This is a genomic window from Pseudomonas sp. Tri1 (assembly GCF_017968885.1).
In the GTDB taxonomy this organism is placed as follows: domain Bacteria; phylum Pseudomonadota; class Gammaproteobacteria; order Pseudomonadales; family Pseudomonadaceae; genus Aquipseudomonas.
Genome location: NZ_CP072913.1, coordinates 6044918 through 6066230, shown reverse-complemented (window position 1 = coordinate 6066230; position 21313 = coordinate 6044918). Strand labels below are relative to the sequence as shown.

The 21313-nt window shown below is 55.7% G+C and carries 18 protein-coding genes, 2 tRNA genes and 3 rRNA genes; 14 read left to right on the top strand and 9 right to left on the bottom strand.

The window, feature by feature from the left end; all coding sequences use genetic code 11:
- Nucleotide 1: 1 nt before the first annotated feature.
- Complete coding sequence (locus J9870_RS26500; protein ID WP_210641431.1) at nt 2–703, top strand: lipoate--protein ligase family protein; 702 nt, start codon at nt 2–4, stop codon at nt 701–703.
- On the opposite strand, the gene crp is transcribed toward J9870_RS26500, so the two are convergent.
- Nucleotides 700–1344 carry a cAMP-activated global transcriptional regulator CRP gene (gene crp, locus J9870_RS26495; RefSeq protein ID WP_210641429.1) on the bottom strand — a complete coding sequence of 215 codons (645 nt, stop codon included), beginning with the start codon at nt 1342–1344 and terminating at the stop codon, nt 700–702. The genes J9870_RS26500 and crp overlap by 4 nt on opposite strands.
- 230 nt (nt 1345–1574) lie before the next feature.
- On the opposite strand from crp, the gene J9870_RS26490 reads away from it, so the two are divergent.
- Both J9870_RS26490 and speD read left to right on the top strand, forming a co-directional pair.
- A complete protein-coding gene (locus tag J9870_RS26490) occupies nt 1575–1997 on the top strand; it encodes an OsmC family protein (RefSeq protein WP_210641422.1) in 423 nt (140 codons plus the stop codon).
- A 238-nt stretch (nt 1998–2235) separates the two neighbouring features.
- Nucleotides 2236–3030, top strand: coding sequence for an adenosylmethionine decarboxylase (gene speD / locus J9870_RS26485; protein ID WP_210645435.1), 795 nt, complete (start codon nt 2236–2238; stop codon nt 3028–3030).
- A 75-nt stretch (nt 3031–3105) separates the two neighbouring features.
- On the opposite strand, the gene coq7 is transcribed toward speD, so the two are convergent.
- The 6 genes from coq7 to hemJ form a co-directional block, all read right to left on the bottom strand.
- Nucleotides 3106–3753, bottom strand: coding sequence for a 2-polyprenyl-3-methyl-6-methoxy-1,4-benzoquinone monooxygenase (coq7, locus tag J9870_RS26480; protein ID WP_210641420.1), 648 nt, complete (start codon nt 3751–3753; stop codon nt 3106–3108).
- 74 nt (nt 3754–3827) lie between these two features.
- The gene (locus J9870_RS26475) at nt 3828–4166 is read right to left on the bottom strand and encodes a histidine triad nucleotide-binding protein (RefSeq protein ID WP_123343850.1); all 339 of its coding nucleotides are present in this window, start codon (nt 4164–4166) and stop codon (nt 3828–3830) included.
- 83 nt (nt 4167–4249) lie between these two features.
- Complete coding sequence (locus J9870_RS26470; protein ID WP_210641414.1) at nt 4250–5038, bottom strand: SDR family oxidoreductase; 789 nt, start codon at nt 5036–5038, stop codon at nt 4250–4252.
- Between the two features lie 62 nt (nt 5039–5100).
- Nucleotides 5101–6063: a DUF805 domain-containing protein gene (locus tag J9870_RS26465; protein WP_210641412.1), complete on the bottom strand. Its 963-nt coding sequence runs from the start codon at nt 6061–6063 to the stop codon at nt 5101–5103.
- 42 nt (nt 6064–6105) lie between these two features.
- Nucleotides 6106–7074: a nitronate monooxygenase family protein gene (locus J9870_RS26460; protein WP_210641410.1), complete on the bottom strand. Its 969-nt coding sequence runs from the start codon at nt 7072–7074 to the stop codon at nt 6106–6108.
- A gap of 40 nt (nt 7075–7114) precedes the next feature.
- Entirely contained in the window at nt 7115–7546 is a 432-nt protein-coding gene (gene hemJ / locus J9870_RS26455; protein WP_210641408.1) for a protoporphyrinogen oxidase HemJ, read from the bottom strand.
- A gap of 134 nt (nt 7547–7680) precedes the next feature.
- Here hemJ and argC point away from each other — a divergent pair, with 134 nt between their 5' ends.
- Both argC and erpA read left to right on the top strand, forming a co-directional pair.
- Nucleotides 7681–8715: an N-acetyl-gamma-glutamyl-phosphate reductase gene (gene argC, locus J9870_RS26450; RefSeq protein WP_210641406.1), complete on the top strand. Its 1035-nt coding sequence runs from the start codon at nt 7681–7683 to the stop codon at nt 8713–8715.
- Between the two features lie 128 nt (nt 8716–8843).
- Entirely contained in the window at nt 8844–9194 is a 351-nt protein-coding gene (gene erpA, locus J9870_RS26445; RefSeq protein WP_025215766.1) for an iron-sulfur cluster insertion protein ErpA, read from the top strand.
- A 69-nt stretch (nt 9195–9263) separates the two neighbouring features.
- Here erpA and J9870_RS26440 read toward each other — a convergent pair whose 3' ends face one another.
- Nucleotides 9264–10355 (bottom strand): anhydro-N-acetylmuramic acid kinase, encoded by a 1092-nt coding sequence (locus J9870_RS26440; RefSeq protein ID WP_210641404.1) that lies wholly within the window; start codon nt 10353–10355, stop codon nt 9264–9266.
- Between the two features lie 3 nt (nt 10356–10358).
- Nucleotides 10359–11774 (bottom strand): peptidoglycan DD-metalloendopeptidase family protein, encoded by a 1416-nt coding sequence (locus tag J9870_RS26435; RefSeq protein ID WP_210641402.1) that lies wholly within the window; start codon nt 11772–11774, stop codon nt 10359–10361.
- A 210-nt stretch (nt 11775–11984) separates the two neighbouring features.
- Here J9870_RS26435 and tyrS point away from each other — a divergent pair, with 210 nt between their 5' ends.
- From tyrS to J9870_RS26390, 9 genes are all read left to right on the top strand, one after another.
- Nucleotides 11985–13184, top strand: a complete 1200-nt coding sequence (gene tyrS, locus J9870_RS26430) for a tyrosine--tRNA ligase (protein WP_210641400.1) — start codon at nt 11985–11987, stop codon at nt 13182–13184.
- 563 nt (nt 13185–13747) lie between these two features.
- Nucleotides 13748–15284, top strand: a 16S ribosomal RNA gene (locus J9870_RS26425).
- Nucleotides 15285–15406: 122 nt separating this feature from the next.
- Nucleotides 15407–15483 (top strand) — tRNA-Ile (locus tag J9870_RS26420).
- A gap of 10 nt (nt 15484–15493) precedes the next feature.
- Nucleotides 15494–15569, top strand: a tRNA-Ala gene (locus tag J9870_RS26415).
- A gap of 243 nt (nt 15570–15812) precedes the next feature.
- A 23S ribosomal RNA gene (locus tag J9870_RS26410) occupies nt 15813–18704 on the top strand.
- A gap of 149 nt (nt 18705–18853) precedes the next feature.
- Nucleotides 18854–18969, top strand: a 5S ribosomal RNA gene (rrf, locus tag J9870_RS26405).
- The 16S, 23S and 5S rRNA genes sit together here with 2 tRNA genes alongside, the layout of an rRNA operon.
- Before the next feature lie 133 nt (nt 18970–19102).
- A complete protein-coding gene (gene birA, locus J9870_RS26400) occupies nt 19103–20059 on the top strand; it encodes a bifunctional biotin--[acetyl-CoA-carboxylase] ligase/biotin operon repressor BirA (protein ID WP_210641398.1) in 957 nt (318 codons plus the stop codon).
- The gene (locus J9870_RS26395; RefSeq protein WP_210641397.1) at nt 20049–20798 is read left to right on the top strand and encodes a pantothenate kinase; all 750 of its coding nucleotides are present in this window, start codon (nt 20049–20051) and stop codon (nt 20796–20798) included. The genes birA and J9870_RS26395 overlap by 11 nt, the downstream gene beginning before the upstream one ends.
- 7 nt (nt 20799–20805) lie before the next feature.
- A complete protein-coding gene (locus J9870_RS26390) occupies nt 20806–21261 on the top strand; it encodes a hypothetical protein (protein ID WP_210641395.1) in 456 nt (151 codons plus the stop codon).
- The last annotated feature ends 52 nt before the right edge of the window (nt 21262–21313 follow it).

The following is a 21313-nucleotide window of genomic DNA, read 5'->3' as shown; positions in this document are numbered from 1 at the left end:
AATGTCGCCAGTGATTTCCCTGACCGTCGAAGCCGGCCTGCAAGCCGAACAGGATCTGCTGGCCCGTATTTGCGCGGGGGATGCTGAGTTCGGCTTGTTGTTCTGGCAACCCCATGATCGTGCCTTGGTGATGCCGCGCCGCTTGAGTCGCCTACCGGGGTTTGACCACGCATGCGAAGTATCGGCCACCAACGGCTGGCCGGTACTGTTGCGCGAAACCGGTGGAGAGCCGGTGCCGCAGTCTGCCGCTACCGTCAATATCGCCCTGGTCTACGCACCACCGCGCAGCGAAGGCGATCATGGCCGGATCGAAACCGCGTATCGCCGCTTGTGTGATCCCATCTGTCAGTTGCTCGATGAGTTGGGCGGAGTCGCTTCGTTGGGGGAGGTGGACGGTGCGTTTTGCGACGGACGATTCAACGTCAATCTTGACGGTCGCAAAATGGTTGGTACAGCGCAGCGCTGGCGCCAGAGCAAGGGCGGGCAACGCCCGGTGGGCCTGGTGCATGGAGCGCTGTTGCTAGAGAACGAACGTGAAGCCATGGTGGCTGCGGTCAATCGTTTCAATGAAGCTTGTGGTCTGGAGCAGCGCGTTCGCGCCGAAAGCCATATTGCCTTGCACGAGAAGTTTCCGGCCCCTTGCGCGCTGGAGCGGCTCGATGCGTTATATCGGCAATGGCTGACCACGCTATCCGGGGGCTAGCGCGTTCCGAACACGACCATGGTCTTGCCTTTGACGCTGACCAAGTTGCGCTCCTCCAAGTCCTTGAGCACCCGGCCGACCATTTCCCGAGAACAGCCGACAATCCGGCCGATTTCCTGGCGGGTTACCTTGATTTGCATGCCGTCCGGATGAGTCATGGCGTCGGGTTGCTTGCACAGTTCCAGCAGGCAGCGGGCGACGCGACCGGTCACGTCGAAGAAGGCCAGGTCGCCGACCTTGCGAGTAGTGTTGCGCAGGCGCTGTGCGATCTGTCCGCTGAGGACGTAAAGAATGTCCGGGTCTTGCACTGACAGCTCCCGGAATTTGCTGTAACTGATTTCCGCGACCTCACACTCGATTTTCGCGCGTACCCAGGCACTGCGTTCCTGCTCCTTGCCTGCCTGTTCGAATAACCCCAGCTCGCCGAAAAAATCCCCCGAATTGAGATAGGCGATGATCATTTCCCGACCATCGTCATCCTCGATCAGGATCGTGACCGATCCCTTGATGATGAAAAACAGCGTGTCGGAGCGATCGCCCGCGCAAATGATGTTGTGCTTGGCTGGATAGCGACGGCGCTGACAGTGCATCAGGAGTTTGTCGAGGTTCTTGATCTTGAGCGTGGGAGTAATGGCAACCATGGTTGTATCCCGAAAGACTGCGCGGTGTGGTGGTTTGGTTTTCTTATGAGGCACGATGACAATCGCGATAGCTGGCAATACGCCAGCGAGCCGAGCCAGCTTAACAGAGGCATCTTCAATTGATTTGAGAATTTACCTACATGCGTGCCTCCAGGCGTCTTACGGCAGAGCCTGTCATGACGGGGGCTGTGCTAAGCTGGCGCCCCCTTTTTAACAGTGGAGTCTTGGCGATGAAGGCACGCATCCAATGGGCTGGCGAAGCCATGTTCCTCGGTGAATCAGGCAGTGGTCATGTGGTGGTCATGGACGGTCCGCCGCAAGCCGGTGGTCGCAACCTGGGTGTTCGGCCAATGGAAATGCTCCTGCTGGGCGTGGGCGGTTGCAGCAACTTCGACGTGGTCAGCATTCTCAAGAAGTCCCGCCAGGCCGTCGAAAGCTGCGAAGCCTTCCTGGAAGCGGAGCGCGCCACCGAGGATCCAAAAGTGTTCACCAAGATTCACATGCATTTTGTGGTGAAGGGGCGAGCCTTGAAGGAAGCCCAGGTCAAGCGTGCCATTGAGCTGTCCGCCGAGAAATATTGCTCGGCTTCCATCATGCTCGGCGCTGCCGGTGTTGAAATCACCCACGATTATGAAATCATCGAACTGGGTTGAATCGACATCCAACCATCATAAAAGCAGTGCAAGCTCTGGCGATCAGAAGCCGACGTCTGCATAATGCGCCACTTTTTTCAGGGCAGGGATCGGTCATGTGACCGGTCCTTGTCTGGACAGACAACCAAAATCGCCATCGCGAAGAGGTGTTAACCGTCCTACGCAGGTGCGTCGTTCGCATCTGACGGGCATGCTTGATCACGCGGCCGGGCCGCAATACATAGAGAGTTTTCAAACGGTGAAAAGCAAACTCAAGCTCCATGGGTTCAATAACCTGACAAAGACCTTGAGCTTCAACATCTATGACATCTGCTATGCGGAAACTCCGCAAGACCAGCAGGCCTACGTCGAGTACATCAATAAAGAGTACAACGCCAAGCGCCTCACGCAGATCCTCACAGAAGTTGTCGATATCATTGGTGCCAACATCCTGAACATCGCCAGTCAGGACTATGAACCCCAAGGTGCCAGCGTAACCATTCTGATCTCGGAAGAGCCGGTGACGCCGACCGACAGCCAGATCGAAGAGTCCCCGGGCCCATTGCCTGAAATCATCCTGGCCCACCTCGACAAGAGTCACATCACGGTACATACCTACCCGGAAATACACCCGGTAGATGGCATTGCGACGTTCCGTGTGGACATCGATGTGTCGACCTGTGGTGTCATTTCACCGCTCAAGGCGCTCAACTTCCTCATTCACCAGTTCGAGTCGGACATCGTGACCGTGGATTATCGCGTGCGTGGGTTTACCCGCGACGTTGAAGGCCACAAGCATTTTATTGATCACGAGATCAATTCGATCCAGAACTACCTGTCTGAAGACACGCGCGATGCGTACCAGATGACCGATGTGAACGTGTATCAGGAAAACCTGTTCCACACCAAAATGCTGCTCAAGGACTTTGAGCTGGATAACTACCTGTTTGGTGATGCCACCAGCAACCTGTCTACTGAACAGCGCGCGCAGGTGGAAGAGCGTGTGAAACACGAAATGCTGGAAATCTTCTACGCACGCAACATGCCGCGCTGAAGTTTCGAGCATAAAAAAGGCGACTCCCGGGATGGGTAGTCGCCTTTTTTATGGGAGCTGACTCCAATTTCGCCATCAGATCCGATAAGTGCTCTTGGTCATGACCTTGGCCAGCAGGCTCATACCGAACTTCACCGGTGCCGGAAAACGAAAACCACCGGCCTGGAGGGCGCTTTCGGCATGGTGTTCCTCGTCCTCGCGCATCTGCTCCAGTATCGCCCGGGATTTCTCATCCTCGGCTGGCAGTTGCTCCAGGTGCTCATTCAAATGCTTGCACACTTGATGCTCGGTCGCTGCAACGAAGCCAAGACTGACTTTGTCGCTGATCAGACCGGCCACGGCACCGATTCCAAATGACATCCCATAGAACAATGGGTTCAAGACGCTGGTATGGCTGCCCAACTGGCGAATGCGTTGCTCGCACCAGACCAGATGGTCGACTTCTTCCTCGGCGGCATGTTCCATTGCTTCGCGCACCTGGGGCAGCTTGGCTGTCAGCGCTTGGCCCTGATACAGCGCCTGGGCGCAAACTTCGCCTGTATGGTTGATGCGCATCAGCCCGGCGACGTGGCGCGTCTGCTCGTCGCTCAACTGTGCGTCCGGCTGCACGATAGCCGGTGATGGGCGGTACGGCTGGCCACTGAAGGGCAACAGCGTACGCATCGCGGTATCGGCTTGCAGCAGCAGGCGGTCAATCGGCGAGTAGTGACGTTGGGTAGTCATGCTTACCTCCGGGAAAAATCACAGCGGCCAGTTTAACCGAATCGGCCGCCGAAGATTTGCGTTGAGTCAGGGTATCAACCCGGTGGCCAGTGCATCTGGCGCTGTCCCAGCACATGCATATGAATGTGATAGACGGTCTGCCCGCCGAGTTCATTGCAGTTCATCACTACACGGAAACCGTCTTCGCAGCCTTGCTCCTTGGCCAGGCGTTGGGCTGTGAACAAAATATGCCCAGCCAGCCCTTTATCCTCTTCGGTCAGGTCGTTGAGCGTACGGATCGGCTTCTTCGGAATAACCAGAAAGTGCACCGGTGCCTGTGGGGCAATGTCATGGAAGGCCAGAACCTGGTCATCCTCGTAAATGATCTTGGCCGGAATCTCCCGGTTGATGATCTTGGTAAACAGAGTATCCACAGCTGTTTCTCCATTGGGTTAGTCGAGCTCGAGTGTACTCAAGGCGCAGCTGGCGAGCCTGGGTTTTAACTGCAAAGGGGTATTCAACGCGGACAGTAGGCCTTATTGATCATGCCGGCGACAGTTCGGACCAGCCAACGCGACCCCAGTCGCGGTAGCGTGGCGATCCAGCGATTACGGCGCCCGGGAATGATGATGGCCCTGTTTTTATCCAGTGCGCGCACGGCATACAGTGCAACTTCCTCCGGGCTCATCAGGTACTTACTGTCAGTGAGTTTTTGTTCATCGAGCTGCGCTCGGGCGAAAAAGCCGGTGCGGGTCGGGCCAGGGCAAAGCACCGATACTTTGATCGCGCACTTCTTGAGTTCGACCCGCAGGGCTTCGGAGAAGTGCAGTACATAGGCCTTGCTGGCGTAATAGGTACTCATCCAGGGCCCTGGTTGGAATGCGGCGATCGAGGCGACGTTGAGGATTTGCCCGCCGCCCTGCAGGGCCATGGTATTACCTATCGCATGACAGAGGCGCGTCAGGGCGAGGATATTGACTTCGATCAGGTCCTGTTCGGTCATCCAGTCCTGGCCCAGGAACGGGCCGCAAGTACCGATGCCTGCGCAGTTGACCAGCAGGTCGATGTGTCGCTCACCCTCTTCCAGTTCCAGCAGGAAACCTGAAAGCCTGAGGGGCTCTCCCAAATCGCAAGCTCGGAACAGCACCTCCACGCCAAACCGTTGAGTCAGTTCTATTGCAATACTTTCCAGCCGATCGCGCTGTCGAGCCACCAGTATCAGGTTGCGGCCGCGCCGGGCCAGCGCCTCGGCCATGGCCAGGCCGAGGCCGCTGGAGGCGCCAGTGATCAGAGCGTAACGGGTCATGCAGTTCTCCATCGCAACAGCCCGCCACCAGTGGACTGGGCTGTCACTGGCATCAAGCGCGCTTATTGTTCCTCTTCTTCATAGTCTACAGAAGGCGAGGCGGGCTCGGCTGCCTCTACGGCGGGTTCTTCGGCGGCATCGTCGCTGGACTCGCTGCTTTCATAGCTGCTCAAGGAACTGCTCCCGTATTCCTCGCCGATACCGCTGAAAGCGCCGGCCAACGCGCCGAGGAAAATCAGTACGATCATGACGACCCACAACCACGAAAGTACTTTGACTGCGGTGCTGTTGGGCGGTGGTGGAGGGCCGTAGCGATTCGCCCCGGCATTGCCAGGCATGCAGATGAGCACGAACGGGAAGACGCTGCCCACGAACGGAACGAGGTTGAGCAGCCACAGCCACCCGGACCAGCCCAGGTCATGCAGGCGTTGGACGCTGAACTGAATGCTCACATAGGCAAAGCCCAGTGCGATGACTACCGCCACCAGCCCGCCGACGATCATTGCAGCGATCGAGTTGGAAGTGAGCAGCCAGGACAGGCTGACCCAAAAAGCCACGCCAACCACGGGCATCATGGCCAGGGTCAAAACCATGGTCCAGGCCAGGTAGCGCAGGCGGCCGATACGCCCGTCGAAGCTGAAGGGCTTGAGCGTGCTGTATTCGGCGAGTGCTTCGCCGACGGCGGCCCGTGGCGGTGCGTAAGGCGAAACAGGCTCAATGATCGAGTCCGGGTGCCGTCCGTTCGGTTGCAGTGGCGATTCCTGTACATCGCCAAGGTTCAGCTGGAGGGCGGGCTCGGCTTCGACTCGGGCATCGATTCCGCTCTTGTTGAGCGCTTCCAGGTACTTCTGGGCTTCGCTTTGGGACAGGTTGCTTTTAAGGGCCACCTTGCGACCGCTGAACAACCGTTCGATGGCAGCGACATCGCTTTTGAACAGCTCGGCGAGATTGAGTTTTGCAGTCGTGGCATCGACACCCGGCAGCAGGGCTCCGTCGAATACAATGTTGAAGCGGGGTTCACTCATGCCAGGCATCCTTGTCTCTAAAGTTGAAATTGTTGGGTTAGTTCAGCGGGGCCATTGGCCGCCAAGCTGTACCGTCCGGGCGTGTGCCTGACGGTATTCTTCAGTCAGGCGCGCCACCAGTTGGTCGACGCTGGGCAAATCATGGATTTCACCCACGCCCTGGCCTGCGGACCACACGGTTTTCCAAGCCTTGGCCTCATCGTTCAACGGCTTGAGTTTCGAGCCGAAATTCACCTCACCTTTGCCCTGCAGGGCGTTAAGGTCGAAACCGGCGTTTTCCAGGCTCTGACGCATGAAGCTGGCCGGCACCCCGGACACCGCAGAAGTATGCACGATGTCTGCGGCTTGGGATGTGAGCAACATCTCTTTATAAGCGTCAGGCGCATGGCTTTCGGTCGTGCCGATGAAGCGCGTCCCGAAGTAGGCCAAATCCGCGCCGAGCAATTGCGCGGCCAGGATCTGATGGCCGTGGTTCAGGCATCCTGCAAGCAGCACGGTTTTATCGAAAAACTGGCGAATCTCGGCAACCAGCGAGAACGGGCTCCAGGTCCCGGCGTGTCCACCTGCGCCGGCGGCAACGGCGATCAGGCCATCGACACCGGCCTCGGCGGCTTTCTCGGCGTGACGGCGTGTAGTGACATCGTGGAACACCAGGCCGCCATAGCTGTGAACGGCGTCCACCAGTTCCTTCACCGCACCCAGGCTGGTGATGACAATCGGTACTTTGTGCTCGATGCAGATGGCCAGGTCGGCCTGAAGCCTTGGGTTACTGTGGTGGACGATGAGGTTTACGGCGTAGGGCGCCGGACTTTCCAATGCCGCCAGACCTGCTTCGATTTCCTCGAGCCAAGCCTTGAAGCCACTGCTTTCACGCTGGTTCAACGCCGGGAAGCTGCCGACGATACCGTTGCGGCAGCAGGCCAGGACCAACTGCGGGTTGGAAATCAGGAACATCGGCGCCGCCACGACCGGCAGGCGCAAACGTTGTTCAAGCAGAGCGGGTAGCGACATGGGAAGTACCCCGGATAAGGTAAGTAGTGCCGATTGGAGATTAGAACGGACGGACCACGACCAGAATTACAATAGCTAGCAATATCAGAACCGGTACTTCATTGAACCAGCGATAGAAGACATGGCTGCGGGTGTTTTCACCGCGGGCGAAGCGCTTCACCTGGGCGCCGCACATGTGGTGATAGCCGATCAGAAGCACAACCAGGGTCAGTTTGGCGTGCATCCAGCCGCCCTGGCTGAAGTACGCGCCAGCGTTGAGGCTGAGTAGCCAGATGCCGAACACCAGTGTGGCGATCATCGCTGGGCCCATGATGCCGCGATACAACTTACGCTCCATGACGCTGAAGCGCTCCTTGCTGACGGTGTCTTCGCTTTGGGCGTGATAGACAAACAGGCGGGGCAGGTAGAACAGGCCGGCGAACCAGCAGACCATGCTGACGATGTGAAGTGCTTTGAGCCACAGATAGAGCATTTTTAGTTATTCCCAGATTCACGGTAGCTCGATAGTAGAGGTTAGAGCGGCCACACGTCACCTTGGCGGTTGTCGCCGCGCCGCGTGGCCCCTATCATCGACGGCTTTCCAGTGGGTTCGTTGAGGGCAGGTTTATGGTCAAGGTCGGTATCGTCGGCGGCACGGGTTACACCGGTGTCGAACTGCTGCGTTTGTTGGCACAGCATCCGCAAGCTGAGGTGGTGGTCATTACCTCCCGATCCGAGGCCGGGCTGGCCGTCGCCGATATGTATCCGAACCTGCGCGGTCATTACGACGGCCTGGCGTTCAGCGTTCCGGACATCAAGACCCTCGGCGCCTGCGACGTGGTGTTCTTCGCCACGCCTCACGGTGTCGCCCACGCCCTGGCAGGTGAACTGCTGGCCGCCGGGACCAAGGTCATCGACCTGTCGGCGGACTTCCGCCTGCAGGACGCAGACGAATGGGCCAAATGGTACGGCCAGCCTCACGGCGCCCCGGAACTGCTGGACGAGGCAGTCTATGGGTTACCTGAAGTCAATCGCGAGAAAATCAAGCAGGCACGACTGATCGCGGTACCGGGTTGCTATCCGACTGCGACGCAGTTGGGGTTCTTGCCTCTGCTTGAGGCCGGTCTTGCCGATACTTCGCGTCTGATTGCTGACTGCAAATCCGGTGTGAGCGGTGCCGGGCGTGGCGCCAGTGTCGGTTCGTTGTACTCCGAGACATCGGAAAGCATGAAGGCGTACGCGGTCAAGGGGCACCGTCACCTGCCGGAAATTCGCCAGGGATTGCGTCGGGCAGCGGGCAAGGACGTCGGTCTGACTTTCGTGCCGCACTTGACGCCAATGATTCGTGGCATCCACTCCACCCTTTACGCAACCGTCGTCGATCGCTCCGTGGACTTGCAGGCGTTGTTCGAAAAGCGTTATGCCAACGAACCGTTCGTCGACGTAATGCCCGCCGGCAGTCATCCAGAAACCCGTAGCGTCCGTGGTGCGAACGTATGCCGGATTGCTGTGCATCGTCCGCAGGATGGCGACTTGGTGGTGGTGTTGTCGGTCATCGATAACCTGGTCAAGGGCGCGTCGGGCCAGGCGGTGCAGAACCTGAACATCCTGTTCGGGCTGGATGAGCGTCTGGGCCTGTCTCATGCGGGGATGTTGCCTTAACAGCGGCCACGGCCTCCAAGTCTGCAGCTTGGCGCTGGTCTTCTAAATAGTTGACCGATTTTGTAGGAGAAGCGGATAATGCCCGCCATTACGCATTATGGCGGCGTTAGCGCCGGGAGATATTCAGCATGAGCGTCGAAACCTTCACCCCCATGGCTTTGCAATTCACCCACGGTGCCGCGCACAAGGTGAAGAGCCTGGTCGATGAAGAGGGCAATGATCGTTTGAAGCTGCGCGTATTCGTGACGGGCGGCGGTTGTTCAGGTTTTCAGTACGGCTTCACTTTCGATGAGGAAGTGGCCGAAGATGACACCATCGTCGAGCGCGAAGGGGTCAGCCTGGTAGTCGATCCAATGAGCTTCCAATACCTGGCGGGTGCCGAGGTGGATTACCAGGAAGGTTTGGAAGGGTCGCGTTTCGTGATCAAGAACCCGAATGCCACCACAACCTGCGGTTGCGGTTCTTCGTTCTCGATCTGACAGCTTCAATAAAAAACGCCGCAGTGCCTTACGGCTCTGCGGCGTTTTTTTGTCTGAGGGTTAAGTGGTTCAGGCGGGGTAGATGGCGCCCAGTACGCGTAAGCCCCGCGCGCCTGTGACACTTGGGCGGTTTGCTGGAATGCCTTCAAGGCAGCAATGCGCCAGCCAGGCGAAGGCCATGGCTTCCACCCAATCCGGATCCACGCCGTAAGACGCGGTGCTGCTGACTTTGGCGTCCGGCAGTAAGTCAGCCAGACGCTTCATGAGCGCGTGGTTGTGCGCGCCTCCGCCGCAGACCAGCAACTCCTGAGTCGCCATCTGGGCACTTTGCAGTGATTCGACGATGGTCAGGGCCGTCAGTTCGAGCAGCGTTGCCTGTACGTTTTCAGGGGCGAAAGCTGGCAGGTGCGATAGGTGCTGGATCAGCCAGGGCAGGTTGAATACTTCGCGTCCTGTACTTTTCGGCCCCTTGGTGACAAAGAACGGGTCGCTAAGTAGCTCCTTGAGCAAAACCGGTTCGACTTGCCCGGTGGTAGCCCATTGGCCATCGCGATCGAAATGTTCGCCCCGTTGTTGGTGTATCCAGGCATCGAGCAATACGTTGCCGGGGCCACAATCGAACCCCGCTACGGGTTTTCCGGGTTCTATCAGGCTGAGATTGCTGAAGCCGCCGATATTCAGCACGGCGCGATTACCGACTCGCTCTTCGAACAACGCTTCGTGAAACGCCGGCACCAGAGGAGCGCCTTGTCCTCCGGCCGCTACGTCACGACTGCGAAAGTCACTGACGACGGTAATGCCGGTCAATTCGCTCAGCAGTGCGGGGTTGCCGATCTGCACGGTAAAGCCGCGGGCCGGCTCGTGGCGGATGGTTTGGCCATGACTGCCGATCGCCGTCACGTCTTGAGGCTTGAGTTTCTGTGCATCGAGCAAGGTGTTGACGCCCTGAGCGGCCAGCTTTACCCAGTTCTGCTGGGCAATGGCGGAACGAGCGATCTCATCGGGCCCACTGCTGCACAAACCGAGCAATTCGGTGCGTAGGGAGGCGGGCATGGGGATGTAATGCGTGGCGATCAGTCTGATCGCCGGGGTCAGTTCGATCAGTGCGATATCCAAGCCATCCAGGCTGGTCCCGGACATCACACCAATATAGCGCGCCATGGCTCAGCGTTTGCTCGAGGCCAGCATGGTGGCTTTCTCTTGATCCATGCGAGCCATTAGCGGTTGGCTTTGAGCCAGGAAGCGGGCGCGTTCGGATTTGGCGATTGGATCGGCCATCGGCAGTTTCTGGCCAAGCGGATCGACGTGAACACCGTTGACCTGGAACTCGTAATGCAGGTGCGGTCCGGTGGACAGGCCGGTAGTGCCAATGTACCCGATAACCTGGCCTTGCTTGACGCTACCGCCGGTTTTCACGCCTTTGGCGAAGCCTTGCATATGGCCGTACAGCGTGCGGTAGGTGTTGCCGTGCTGGATGATCACGGTGTTGCCATAACCGCCGCGGCGTCCGGCCAGCAATACTTTGCCATCGCCGGCGGCTTTGATTGGAGTGCCACGCGGGGCGGCATAGTCGACGCCTTTGTGAGCCCGGATCTTGTTCAGGATCGGGTGTTTTCGGCCTGCGGAAAACTTCGAGCTGATGCGGGCGAAATCTACCGGCGTGCGGATGAATGCCTTGCGCATGCTGTTGCCATCAGCGGTGTAGTAGCTGCTGTTGCCCTGTTTGTTGGTGTAACGCACCGCAGTATAGGTCTTGCCGCGGTTGGTGAAGCGCGCGGAAAGAATCGGGCCGTTGCCCACGCTCTTTCCGTTGACCACTTTCTGTTCATAAATGATATCGAACTCGTCGCCCTGACGAATATCCTGGGCGAAGTCGATGTCGTAGCCAAACACGCTGGCCATGTCCATTGTCAGACTGTGGGAAAGGCCTGCGCGCGCAGCCGACTGCGATAGCGAACTATTGATGACGCCATGGACGTACGCCGAGCGCACGGTGGGCTTGGCCGTAATGCGATTGAATACATAACCCTTGTCATTTTTGGTCAGGGTGATGCTTTCCAGGTCGCTCAGCTTGGTGTGCAGATTGGTCAGCTGTCCGTCTGGAGTGAGTTCGAATTCGAGTTTCTGGCCGCGTTGCAGCTGGGTGAACTGTTTGGCTTGCTTGTCGCTGGCCAGGATTTCGTGAACTGAAGTCGAAGGCAGGCCAACTTTTTCGAAGAGGGTAGAGAGCGTATCGCCTTTGGCGACAATGACCTCGCGGTGGTCCGGTCCTTTCTTTTCTTCTACAGCTGGAGGCACTGCTTGAGCGGCCTCCGTGGTGTCCTCAGGGCTGTCTTCAATCTGCGCAAAGGGAGAGGTGGCCGGTTCGTTTGTGGCTTGGACCGCTTCTGCAGCGTCTTGATCTTGTGTCAGTTGTTCAGCAGGACTTTCCAGTTCAAGACTCAGAGTCGTCTTTTTGGCTTCAACATCGCTGGAGGGGAACACCAGGAGCGCCAGGCTAAGGAGGGCTGCGATGCCACTTGCGGCAAGCAGGTGGGTCTTTGGGTAAAGCGGCGGCGCTTTAGACGGTTCTGTGGTCATAAGTAATTTGACTTTTGAAAAGATGAATTGGAAAAGATGAATGACATGATGAAGATGAAATAACTGTATAAAATATAACCAAATCCCCCGCGAAGCAAGCCCGCAGACGCTCTGTCTGTGGATTGGTGTCCGTGCGCCGGGCAAACCTTGTATTTGGTGCGCGATCTTGTATGGTTGGGGCCCTTTGAATCTGAGCCTTGCGGGTCTGTTATGAAGTCGGTTGAAGAGCAGCTAGCGCTGATCAAGCGTGGTGCGGAAGAACTGTTGGTCGAGTCCGAGCTGATCGAAAAGCTCAAGCGCGGGCAACCGCTGCGTATCAAGGCTGGTTTCGACCCTACGGCGCCTGACCTGCACTTGGGGCATACCGTGCTTATTAATAAGCTGCGCCAGTTCCAGGATCTGGGGCACCAGGTCATCTTCCTTATAGGTGACTTCACTGGGATGATCGGTGATCCGAGCGGCAAGAGTGCTACGCGCCCACCGCTGACTCGCGAGCAGGTTCTCGATAACGCCGAGACCTACAAGACTCAAGTCTTCAAGATTCTTGATCCGGCCAAGACCGAGGTGGCGTTCAACTCCACTTGGATGGATCAGATGGGGCCGGCGGATTTCATTCGCCTGACGTCCCAGTACACCGTGGCTCGTATGCTCGAGCGCGATGATTTCGACAAACGCTATAAAACCAATCAACCAATCGCCATTCATGAGTTCCTTTATCCGCTTGTGCAGGGGTATGACTCGGTTGCGTTGCGAGCGGACGTTGAGCTCGGCGGTACGGATCAGAAGTTCAATCTGTTGATGGGGCGTGAGCTGCAGCGCGGATATGGTCAGGAGGCCCAGTGCATCCTTACGATGCCGTTGCTGGAAGGTCTGGATGGCGTGAAGAAGATGTCCAAGTCGTTGGGCAACTACGTCGGCATTCAGGAGGCGCCGGGTGTCATGTACAGCAAGTTGGTCTCCATTCCGGATGTGCTGATGTGGCGCTACTTCGAGCTGTTGAGCTTCCGCTCCATGGACGAGATCAATACGTTCCGTGCAGATGTCGAGGCGGGAGCCAATCCGCGGGATATCAAAATCAAGCTGGCTGAAGAGATCGTTGCTCGTTTTCATGGTGAGGAGGCCGCAGCCAATGCTCACCGTGCGGCGGGCAATCGTATGAAGGATGGCGAGCTGCCGGATGATCTGCCAGAGATCGAGTTGACCGCCGCCGAGGATATGCCGATTGCGGCCGTGCTCAATAAGGCAGGTCTGGTCAAGAATGCGGCAGTGGCCCGAGACCTTCTTGGTTCGGGTGGCGTGCGTATAGATGGTGAGGTTGTCGACCGCACCTATATATATGAGTTGGGGTCGACTCATGTATGCCAGGCCGGCAAGAAGGCTTTCGCGCGAATTACGCTGAAATCCGAATAAAGCTGAAAATAGGTGTTGACGGCAAATTCTGGACGTCTATAATTCGCCCCACTTCCGGCGCAGTAGAAACGGAAAACTCCTTGAGTTTCAATGAGTTAACCATGTTTTGAAGGTGCCGGGCTTCAGTTCATCGAGGCCAGGGAACAGTTGATAAGGCAGTGTTTGTTTGGCCTTGTCAGCGATTCGATCTTCTCGGTCGAAAGCGGAGAAAAAGAGGTGTTGACAGCAGCGAGTAACGCTGTAGAATTCGCCTCCCGCTAACGAGAGATCGGAGGCGCAAGTGGTTGAAGTTGTTGATGTTTCCCAAGCGAAACTTTGAAAACTTCTTAAAATAACCGCTTGACAGATACATCGGGCGCTGTAGAATGCGCGCCTCGGTTGAGACGAAAGCTCTTAACCAACCGCTCTTTAACAACTGAATCAAGCAATTCGTGTGGGTGCTTGTGGAGTCAGACTGCTAGTCAACAGATTATCAGCATCACAAGTTACTCCGCGAGAAATCAAAGATGTAACCAACGATTGCTGAGCCAAGTTTAGGGTTTTCTCAAAACCCAAAGATGTTTGAACTGAAGAGTTTGATCATGGCTCAGATTGAACGCTGGCGGCAGGCCTAACACATGCAAGTCGAGCGGTAGAGAGGTGCTTGCACCTCTTGAGAGCGGCGGACGGGTGAGTAATGCCTAGGAATCTGCCTGGTAGTGGGGGATAACGCTCGGAAACGGACGCTAATACCGCATACGTCCTACGGGAGAAAGCAGGGGACCTTCGGGCCTTGCGCTATCAGATGAGCCTAGGTCGGATTAGCTAGTTGGTGGGGTAATGGCTCACCAAGGCGACGATCCGTAACTGGTCTGAGAGGATGATCAGTCACACTGGAACTGAGACACGGTCCAGACTCCTACGGGAGGCAGCAGTGGGGAATATTGGACAATGGGCGAAAGCCTGATCCAGCCATGCCGCGTGTGTGAAGAAGGTCTTCGGATTGTAAAGCACTTTAAGTTGGGAGGAAGGGCAGTTACTTAATACGTGATTGTCTTGACGTTACCGACAGAATAAGCACCGGCTAACTCTGTGCCAGCAGCCGCGGTAATACAGAGGGTGCAAGCGTTAATCGGAATTACTGGGCGTAAAGCGCGCGTAGGTGGTTCGTTAAGTTGGATGTGAAATCCCCGGGCTCAACCTGGGAACTGCATTCAAAACTGTCGAGCTAGAGTATGGTAGAGGGTGGTGGAATTTCCTGTGTAGCGGTGAAATGCGTAGATATAGGAAGGAACACCAGTGGCGAAGGCGACCACCTGGACTGATACTGACACTGAGGTGCGAAAGCGTGGGGAGCAAACAGGATTAGATACCCTGGTAGTCCACGCCGTAAACGATGTCAACTAGCCGTTGGGAGCCTTGAGCTCTTAGTGGCGCAGCTAACGCATTAAGTTGACCGCCTGGGGAGTACGGCCGCAAGGTTAAAACTCAAATGAATTGACGGGGGCCCGCACAAGCGGTGGAGCATGTGGTTTAATTCGAAGCAACGCGAAGAACCTTACCAGGCCTTGACATCCAATGAACTTTCCAGAGATGGATTGGTGCCTTCGGGAACATTGAGACAGGTGCTGCATGGCTGTCGTCAGCTCGTGTCGTGAGATGTTGGGTTAAGTCCCGTAACGAGCGCAACCCTTGTCCTTAGTTACCAGCACGTTATGGTGGGCACTCTAAGGAGACTGCCGGTGACAAACCGGAGGAAGGTGGGGATGACGTCAAGTCATCATGGCCCTTACGGCCTGGGCTACACACGTGCTACAATGGTCGGTACAGAGGGTTGCCAAGCCGCGAGGTGGAGCTAATCCCACAAAACCGATCGTAGTCCGGATCGCAGTCTGCAACTCGACTGCGTGAAGTCGGAATCGCTAGTAATCGCGAATCAGAATGTCGCGGTGAATACGTTCCCGGGCCTTGTACACACCGCCCGTCACACCATGGGAGTGGGTTGCACCAGAAGTAGCTAGTCTAACCTTCGGGGGGACGGTTACCACGGTGTGATTCATGACTGGGGTGAAGTCGTAACAAGGTAGCCGTAGGGGAACCTGCGGCTGGATCACCTCCTTAATCGACGACCGCAGCTGCTTCATGAGCTCCCACACGAATTGCTTGATTCATTGAAGAAGACGATAGAAGCAGCTTTAAGCTCCAAGCTGATAGCTCACGCTAACAGTTACAAGCTCGAAATTGGGTCTGTAGCTCAGTTGGTTAGAGCGCACCCCTGATAAGGGTGAGGTCGGCAGTTCGAATCTGCCCAGACCCACCAATTTTGTTATGGGGCCATAGCTCAGCTGGGAGAGCGCCTGCCTTGCACGCAGGAGGTCAGCGGTTCGATCCCGCTTGGCTCCACCATAAACTGCTTCTGAAAGCTTAGAAATGAGCATTCCATCAAGGTGATGGTGAATGTTGATTTCTAGTCTTTTGATTAGATCGTTCTTTAAAAATTTGGGTATGTGATAGAAAGATAGACTGAACGTTACTTTCACTGGTAACGGATCAGGCTAAGGTAAAATTTGTGAGTTGCTCTTTGAGCATGCATGCGAATTTTCGGCGAATGTCGTCTTCACAGTATAACCAGATTGCTTGGGGTTATATGGTCAAGTGAAGAAGCGCATACGGTGGATGCCTTGGCAGTCAGAGGCGATGAAAGACGTGGTAGCCTGCGAAAAGCTTCGGGGAGTCGGCAAACAGACTTTGATCCGGAGATGTCTGAATGGGGGAACCCAGCCATCATAAGATGGTTATCTTGTACTGAATACATAGGTGCAAGAGGCGAACCAGGGGAACTGAAACATCTAAGTACCCTGAGGAAAAGAAATCAACCGAGATTCCCTTAGTAGTGGCGAGCGAACGGGGACTAGCCCTTAAGCTTCTTTGATTTTAGCGGAACGCTCTGGAAAGTGCGGCCATAGTGGGTGATAGCCCTGTACGCGAAAGGATCTTAGAAGTGAAATCGAGTAGGACGGAGCACGAGAAACTTTGTCTGAATATGGGGGGACCATCCTCCAAGGCTAAATACTACTGACTGACCGATAGTGAACTAGTACCGTGAGGGAAAGGCGAAAAGAACCCCGGAGAGGGGAGTGAAATAGATCCTGAAACCGTATGCGTACAAGCAGTGGGAGCCCACTTTGTTGGGTGACTGCGTACCTTTTGTATAATGGGTCAGCGACTTATTTTCAGTGGCGAGCTTAACCGAATAGGGGAGGCGTAGCGAAAGCGAGTCTTAATAGGGCGTCTAGTCGCTGGGAATAGACCCGAAACCGGGCGATCTATCCATGGGCAGGTTGAAGGTTGGGTAACACTAACTGGAGGACCGAACCGACTACCGTTGAAAAGTTAGCGGATGACCTGTGGATCGGAGTGAAAGGCTAATCAAGCTCGGAGATAGCTGGTTCTCCTCGAAAGCTATTTAGGTAGCGCCTCATGTATCACTGTAGGGGGTAGAGCACTGTTTCGGCTAGGGGGTCATCCCGACTTACCAAACCGATGCAAACTCCGAATACCTACAAGTGCCGAGCATGGGAGACACACGGCGGGTGCTAACGTCCGTCGTGAAAAGGGAAACAACCCAGACCGTCAGCTAAGGTCCCAAAGTTATGGTTAAGTGGGAAACGATGTGGGAAGGCTTAGACAGCTAGGAGGTTGGCTTAGAAGCAGCCACCCTTTAAAGAAAGCGTAATAGCTCACTAGTCGAGTCGGCCTGCGCGGAAGATGTAACGGGGCTCAAACCATACACCGAAGCTACGGGTATCACGTAAGTGATGCGGTAGAGGAGCGTTCTGTAAGCCTGTGAAGGTGAGTTGAGAAGCTTGCTGGAGGTATCAGAAGTGCGAATGCTGACATGAGTAACGACAATGGGTGTGAAAAACACCCACGCCGAAAGACCAAGGTTTCCTGCGCAACGTTAATCGACGCAGGGTTAGTCGGTCCCTAAGGCGAGGCTGAAAAGCGTAGTCGATGGAAAACAGGTTAATATTCCTGTACTTCTGGTTATTGCGATGGAGGGACGGAGAAGGCTAGGCCAGCTTGGCGTTGGTTGTCCAAGTTTAAGGTGGTAGGCTGAGATCTTAGGTAAATCCGGGATCTTAAGGCCGAGAGCTGATGACGAGTTACCCTTTGGGTGACGAAGTGGTTGATGCCATGCTTCCAAGAAAAGCTTCTAAGCTTCAGGTAACCAGGAACCGTACCCCAAACCGACACAGGTGGTTGGGTAGAGAATACCAAGGCGCTTGAGAGAACTCGGGTGAAGGAACTAGGCAAAATGGCACCGTAACTTCGGGAGAAGGTGCGCCGGTGAGGGTGAAGCACTTGCTGCGTAAGCCCACGCCGGTCGAAGATACCAGGCCGCTGCGACTGTTTATTAAAAACACAGCACTCTGCAAACACGAAAGTGGACGTATAGGGTGTGACGCCTGCCCGGTGCCGGAAGGTTAATTGATGGGGTTAGCTAACGCGAAGCTCTTGATCGAAGCCCCGGTAAACGGCGGCCGTAACTATAACGGTCCTAAGGTAGCGAAATTCCTTGTCGGGTAAGTTCCGACCTGCACGAATGGCGTAACGATGGCGGCGCTGTCTCCACCCGAGACTCAGTGAAATTGAAATCGCTGTGAAGATGCAGTGTATCCGCGGCTAGACGGAAAGACCCCGTGAACCTTTACTATAGCTTTGCACTGGACTTTGAATTTGCTTGTGTAGGATAGGTGGGAGGCTTTGAAGCGTGGACGCCAGTTCGCGTGGAGCCATCCTTGAAATACCACCCTGGCAACTTTGAGGTTCTAACTCAGGTCCGTTATCCGGATCGAGGACAGTGTATGGTGGGTAGTTTGACTGGGGCGGTCTCCTCCTAAAGAGTAACGGAGGAGTACGAAGGTGCGCTCAGACCGGTCGGAAATCGGTCGTAGAGTATAAAGGCAAAAGCGCGCTTGACTGCGAGACAGACACGTCGAGCAGGTACGAAAGTAGGTCTTAGTGATCCGGTGGTTCTGTATGGAAGGGCCATCGCTCAACGGATAAAAGGTACTCCGGGGATAACAGGCTGATACCGCCCAAGAGTTCATATCGACGGCGGTGTTTGGCACCTCGATGTCGGCTCATCACATCCTGGGGCTGAAGCCGGTCCCAAGGGTATGGCTGTTCGCCATTTAAAGTGGTACGCGAGCTGGGTTTAGAACGTCGTGAGACAGTTCGGTCCCTATCTGCCGTGGACGTTTGAGATTTGAGAGGGGCTGCTCCTAGTACGAGAGGACCGGAGTGGACGAACCTCTGGTGTTCCGGTTGTCACGCCAGTGGCATTGCCGGGTAGCTATGTTCGGGAAAGATAACCGCTGAAAGCATCTAAGCGGGAAACTTGCCTCAAGATGAGATCTCACTGGGACCTTGAGTCCCCTGAAGGGCCGTCGAAGACTACGACGTTGATAGGTGGGGTGTGTAAGCGCTGTGAGGCGTTGAGCTAACCCATACTAATTGCCCGTGAGGCTTGACCATATAACACCCAAGCAATTTGCTGACCCGAAAGGGCACCAGATTGCGGTGTGTGAAGACGACATGAACCGAAAGTTCGCAGCAAACACACAAACTATCGCATACCCATTCGCTGGAACGTGACCGCAAGGCGCGCGCTGGCTACCGAATTTCTTGACGACCATAGAGCATTGGAACCACCTGATCCCATCCCGAACTCAGCAGTGAAACGATGCATCGCCGATGGTAGTGTGGGGTTTCCCCATGTGAGAGTAGGTCATCGTCAAGATTAAATTCCGAAACCCCTATCTGCTGACGCAGGTAGGGGTTTTGTTTTGCCCGCAGGAAAGGCATTTTGTGTTTCTATGCAACGGTCTTGTGCATAGCTATCATGCGGGCCTCATTATCAGGGCGCAGTTCGCATGCTCACGTTGCTAAAACTTCTGAAAGATGGCCGCTTTCATTCGGGCCAAGCGCTCGGCATTGCGCTGGGTATCAGTCGCAGTGCGGTCTGGAAGCAGCTGCAGCACCTGGAGGCGGACTTGGGGTTGTCTGTTCATAAAGTTCGGGGCAGAGGGTATCAGTTGGCCAAGCCCCTGCTGCTTTTGGATGCTGCTGAGATTGGCGCAAATGGTCTTCGTGAGTGGCCCATTCATATATTTGACTCCATCGATTCCACTAACGCAGAAGCCTTACGCTCAATAGAGCGCGGGGTGGCGGCTCCATTCATGGTGTTGGCCGAGCGACAAATGGCTGGCCGAGGTCGTCGTGGTCGTAAATGGGTCAGTCCGTTTGCTGAGAATCTCTATTGCAGCATGGTCTTGCGCATTGACGGTGGCATGCGACAGATCGAAGGGCTCAGTCTTGTTGTTGGGCTTGCTGTCATGCACGCTTTGCGGAATATGGGGATCGTGGAGGCGGGGTTGAAGTGGCCTAACGATGTCCTGGTTGGCGAGAAAAAAATCGCGGGCATTTTACTTGAGCTGGTAGGGGATCCTGCGGACGTCTGTCATGTTGTCCTGGGCGTGGGGGTCAATGTGAATATGCGGTCGACCACCGAGGTTGACCAGCAGTGGACATCCATGTGTCTCGAGGCGGGCAGGGATTTTGACCGGAATGAGTTGGTGGCGCGATTGGGAGCGAAGCTTCAGCAATATCTGAAGCTGCATCATGTGTCCGGATTTGCTGCGATCCAATCGGATTGGGAGCGGTACCACCTCTGGCAGGGGCGTGCTGTATCACTGATTGCCGGTGTCAATCAAATTGACGGCGTTGTGGTGGGGGTTGATCGTCAGGGTGCTCTGCGCTTGAAGGTAGATGGTGTGGAAAAAATCTTTAGTGGTGGTGAGCTCAGTTTGAGGTTGCGTGATGATTCTTGAGCTCGACTGTGGCAACAGCTTTATCAAGTGGCGTGTCCTTCAGTCTGATGGCCTTACGCCCGTCGAGGGAGGGGTCGTCAGTTCCGATAGTGATCTATTGGCGTGCCTGAGCTGTGCTGAGAAATTCCAGCTCAAGAAATGTCGCCTGGTTAGCGTGAGAACAGCAGAAGAAACAGACGCGTTGGTCGCATCGCTGGTTGACGTATTTGGAGTTTCTGTAGCGCGTGCTTTACCCGCTAGGGAAATGGCGGGAGTGAAAAACGGCTATGAGGATTACCAGCGATTGGGGCTCGACCGTTGGCTAGCTCTGCTCGGCGGGTTTCATCTTGCTTCGGGAGCATGCCTGGTACTTGATTTTGGTACGGCGATTACAGCGGATTTCGTAGCTGCTGATGGTGGGCATCTCGGGGGGTTCATTTGCCCAGGTATGCCTTTGATGCGCAATCAATTGCGTACGCATACTCGACGAATTCGTTATGACGATACGGCGGCTGAGCGAGCTCATGAGAGCCTTGCTCCGGGGCGTACGACCGTGGAGGCGGTCGAGCGTGGTTGCATGTTGATGCTCAGGGGGTTTGTCCTGACTCAGCTTGAGTTGGCCCGGGAATATTGGGGGGAGGATTTCGTAGTGTTTCTCACTGGTGGGGATGCCAATTTGGTTTCCGGGGTTGTTCCTGGTGCCAGAATGGTGCCTGACCTGGTTTTTGTTGGTTTGGCGATGGCCTGTCCTTTGTCCTGAGGTTCCTATGCGGTGGCTGTTCCTATTGTTGCTGGTTTTGAATGTCTTCTATTACGTCTGGCATCAACAGGAGGCCCCCCTTCGCGCGAAGGATGTTACGCCGCTAAGTTTGTACCGCGGCTCGCAGCAGGATATCCACCTATTGAGTGAGACGGCGGATGCGCTTGTGAAGCGTGATTCGGGCAAATCCAGTGAGGCGCCAAAAACATGTGTCTACTTGGGTGGCTTTGCTCGCCCGGAAATGGCGAAGCAGCTAGAGCAACGACTAGCAGTATTGGGTGTTGTGGTTCGTCCCGCTACGCTGGGTTCGCCGAACTCACCTGAGGTGGGAGGTTTTTGGGTTCAGGTTTCTCCGGAGGGCTCCGGAAAGGTGAATGAAACGCTGCTTCAAAACCTTTCTAAAGAATTCAATGAGTTAAAACATAAAATAATGCCTTGCGAAGGGGTTGCGCCCGCAGGGTAGTTTGCATAGAATGGCGCCCGCTTCGCAGTGAAGGCCTTTAACGGTTAACGAT

Bases quoted from the DNA above. Each gene is read 5' to 3' on its own strand.
- coq7 (WP_210641420.1), bottom strand. From the start codon at position 3,753: ATGACTACCCAACGTCACTACTCGCCGATTGACCGCCTGCTGCTGCAA.
- J9870_RS26390 (WP_210641395.1), top strand. From the start codon at position 20,806: ATGCGGTGGCTGTTCCTATTGTTGCTGGTTTTGAATGTCTTCTATTAC.
- birA (WP_210641398.1), top strand. From the start codon at position 19,103: ATGCTCACGTTGCTAAAACTTCTGAAAGATGGCCGCTTTCATTCGGGC.
- J9870_RS26435 (WP_210641402.1), bottom strand. From the start codon at position 11,774: ATGACCACAGAACCGTCTAAAGCGCCGCCGCTTTACCCAAAGACCCAC.
- crp (WP_210641429.1), bottom strand. From the start codon at position 1,344: ATGGTTGCCATTACTCCCACGCTCAAGATCAAGAACCTCGACAAACTC.
- J9870_RS26465 (WP_210641412.1), bottom strand. From the start codon at position 6,063: ATGAGTGAACCCCGCTTCAACATTGTATTCGACGGAGCCCTGCTGCCG.
- J9870_RS26395 (WP_210641397.1), top strand. From the start codon at position 20,049: ATGATTCTTGAGCTCGACTGTGGCAACAGCTTTATCAAGTGGCGTGTC.
- J9870_RS26470 (WP_210641414.1), bottom strand. From the start codon at position 5,038: ATGACCCGTTACGCTCTGATCACTGGCGCCTCCAGCGGCCTCGGCCTG.
- J9870_RS26490 (WP_210641422.1), top strand. From the start codon at position 1,575: ATGAAGGCACGCATCCAATGGGCTGGCGAAGCCATGTTCCTCGGTGAA.
- J9870_RS26460 (WP_210641410.1), bottom strand. From the start codon at position 7,074: ATGTCGCTACCCGCTCTGCTTGAACAACGTTTGCGCCTGCCGGTCGTG.
- J9870_RS26500 (WP_210641431.1), top strand. From the start codon at position 2: ATGTCGCCAGTGATTTCCCTGACCGTCGAAGCCGGCCTGCAAGCCGAA.
- erpA (WP_025215766.1), top strand. From the start codon at position 8,844: ATGAGCGTCGAAACCTTCACCCCCATGGCTTTGCAATTCACCCACGGT.
- J9870_RS26440 (WP_210641404.1), bottom strand. From the start codon at position 10,355: ATGGCGCGCTATATTGGTGTGATGTCCGGGACCAGCCTGGATGGCTTG.
- argC (WP_210641406.1), top strand. From the start codon at position 7,681: ATGGTCAAGGTCGGTATCGTCGGCGGCACGGGTTACACCGGTGTCGAA.
- hemJ (WP_210641408.1), bottom strand. From the start codon at position 7,546: ATGCTCTATCTGTGGCTCAAAGCACTTCACATCGTCAGCATGGTCTGC.
- tyrS (WP_210641400.1), top strand. From the start codon at position 11,985: ATGAAGTCGGTTGAAGAGCAGCTAGCGCTGATCAAGCGTGGTGCGGAA.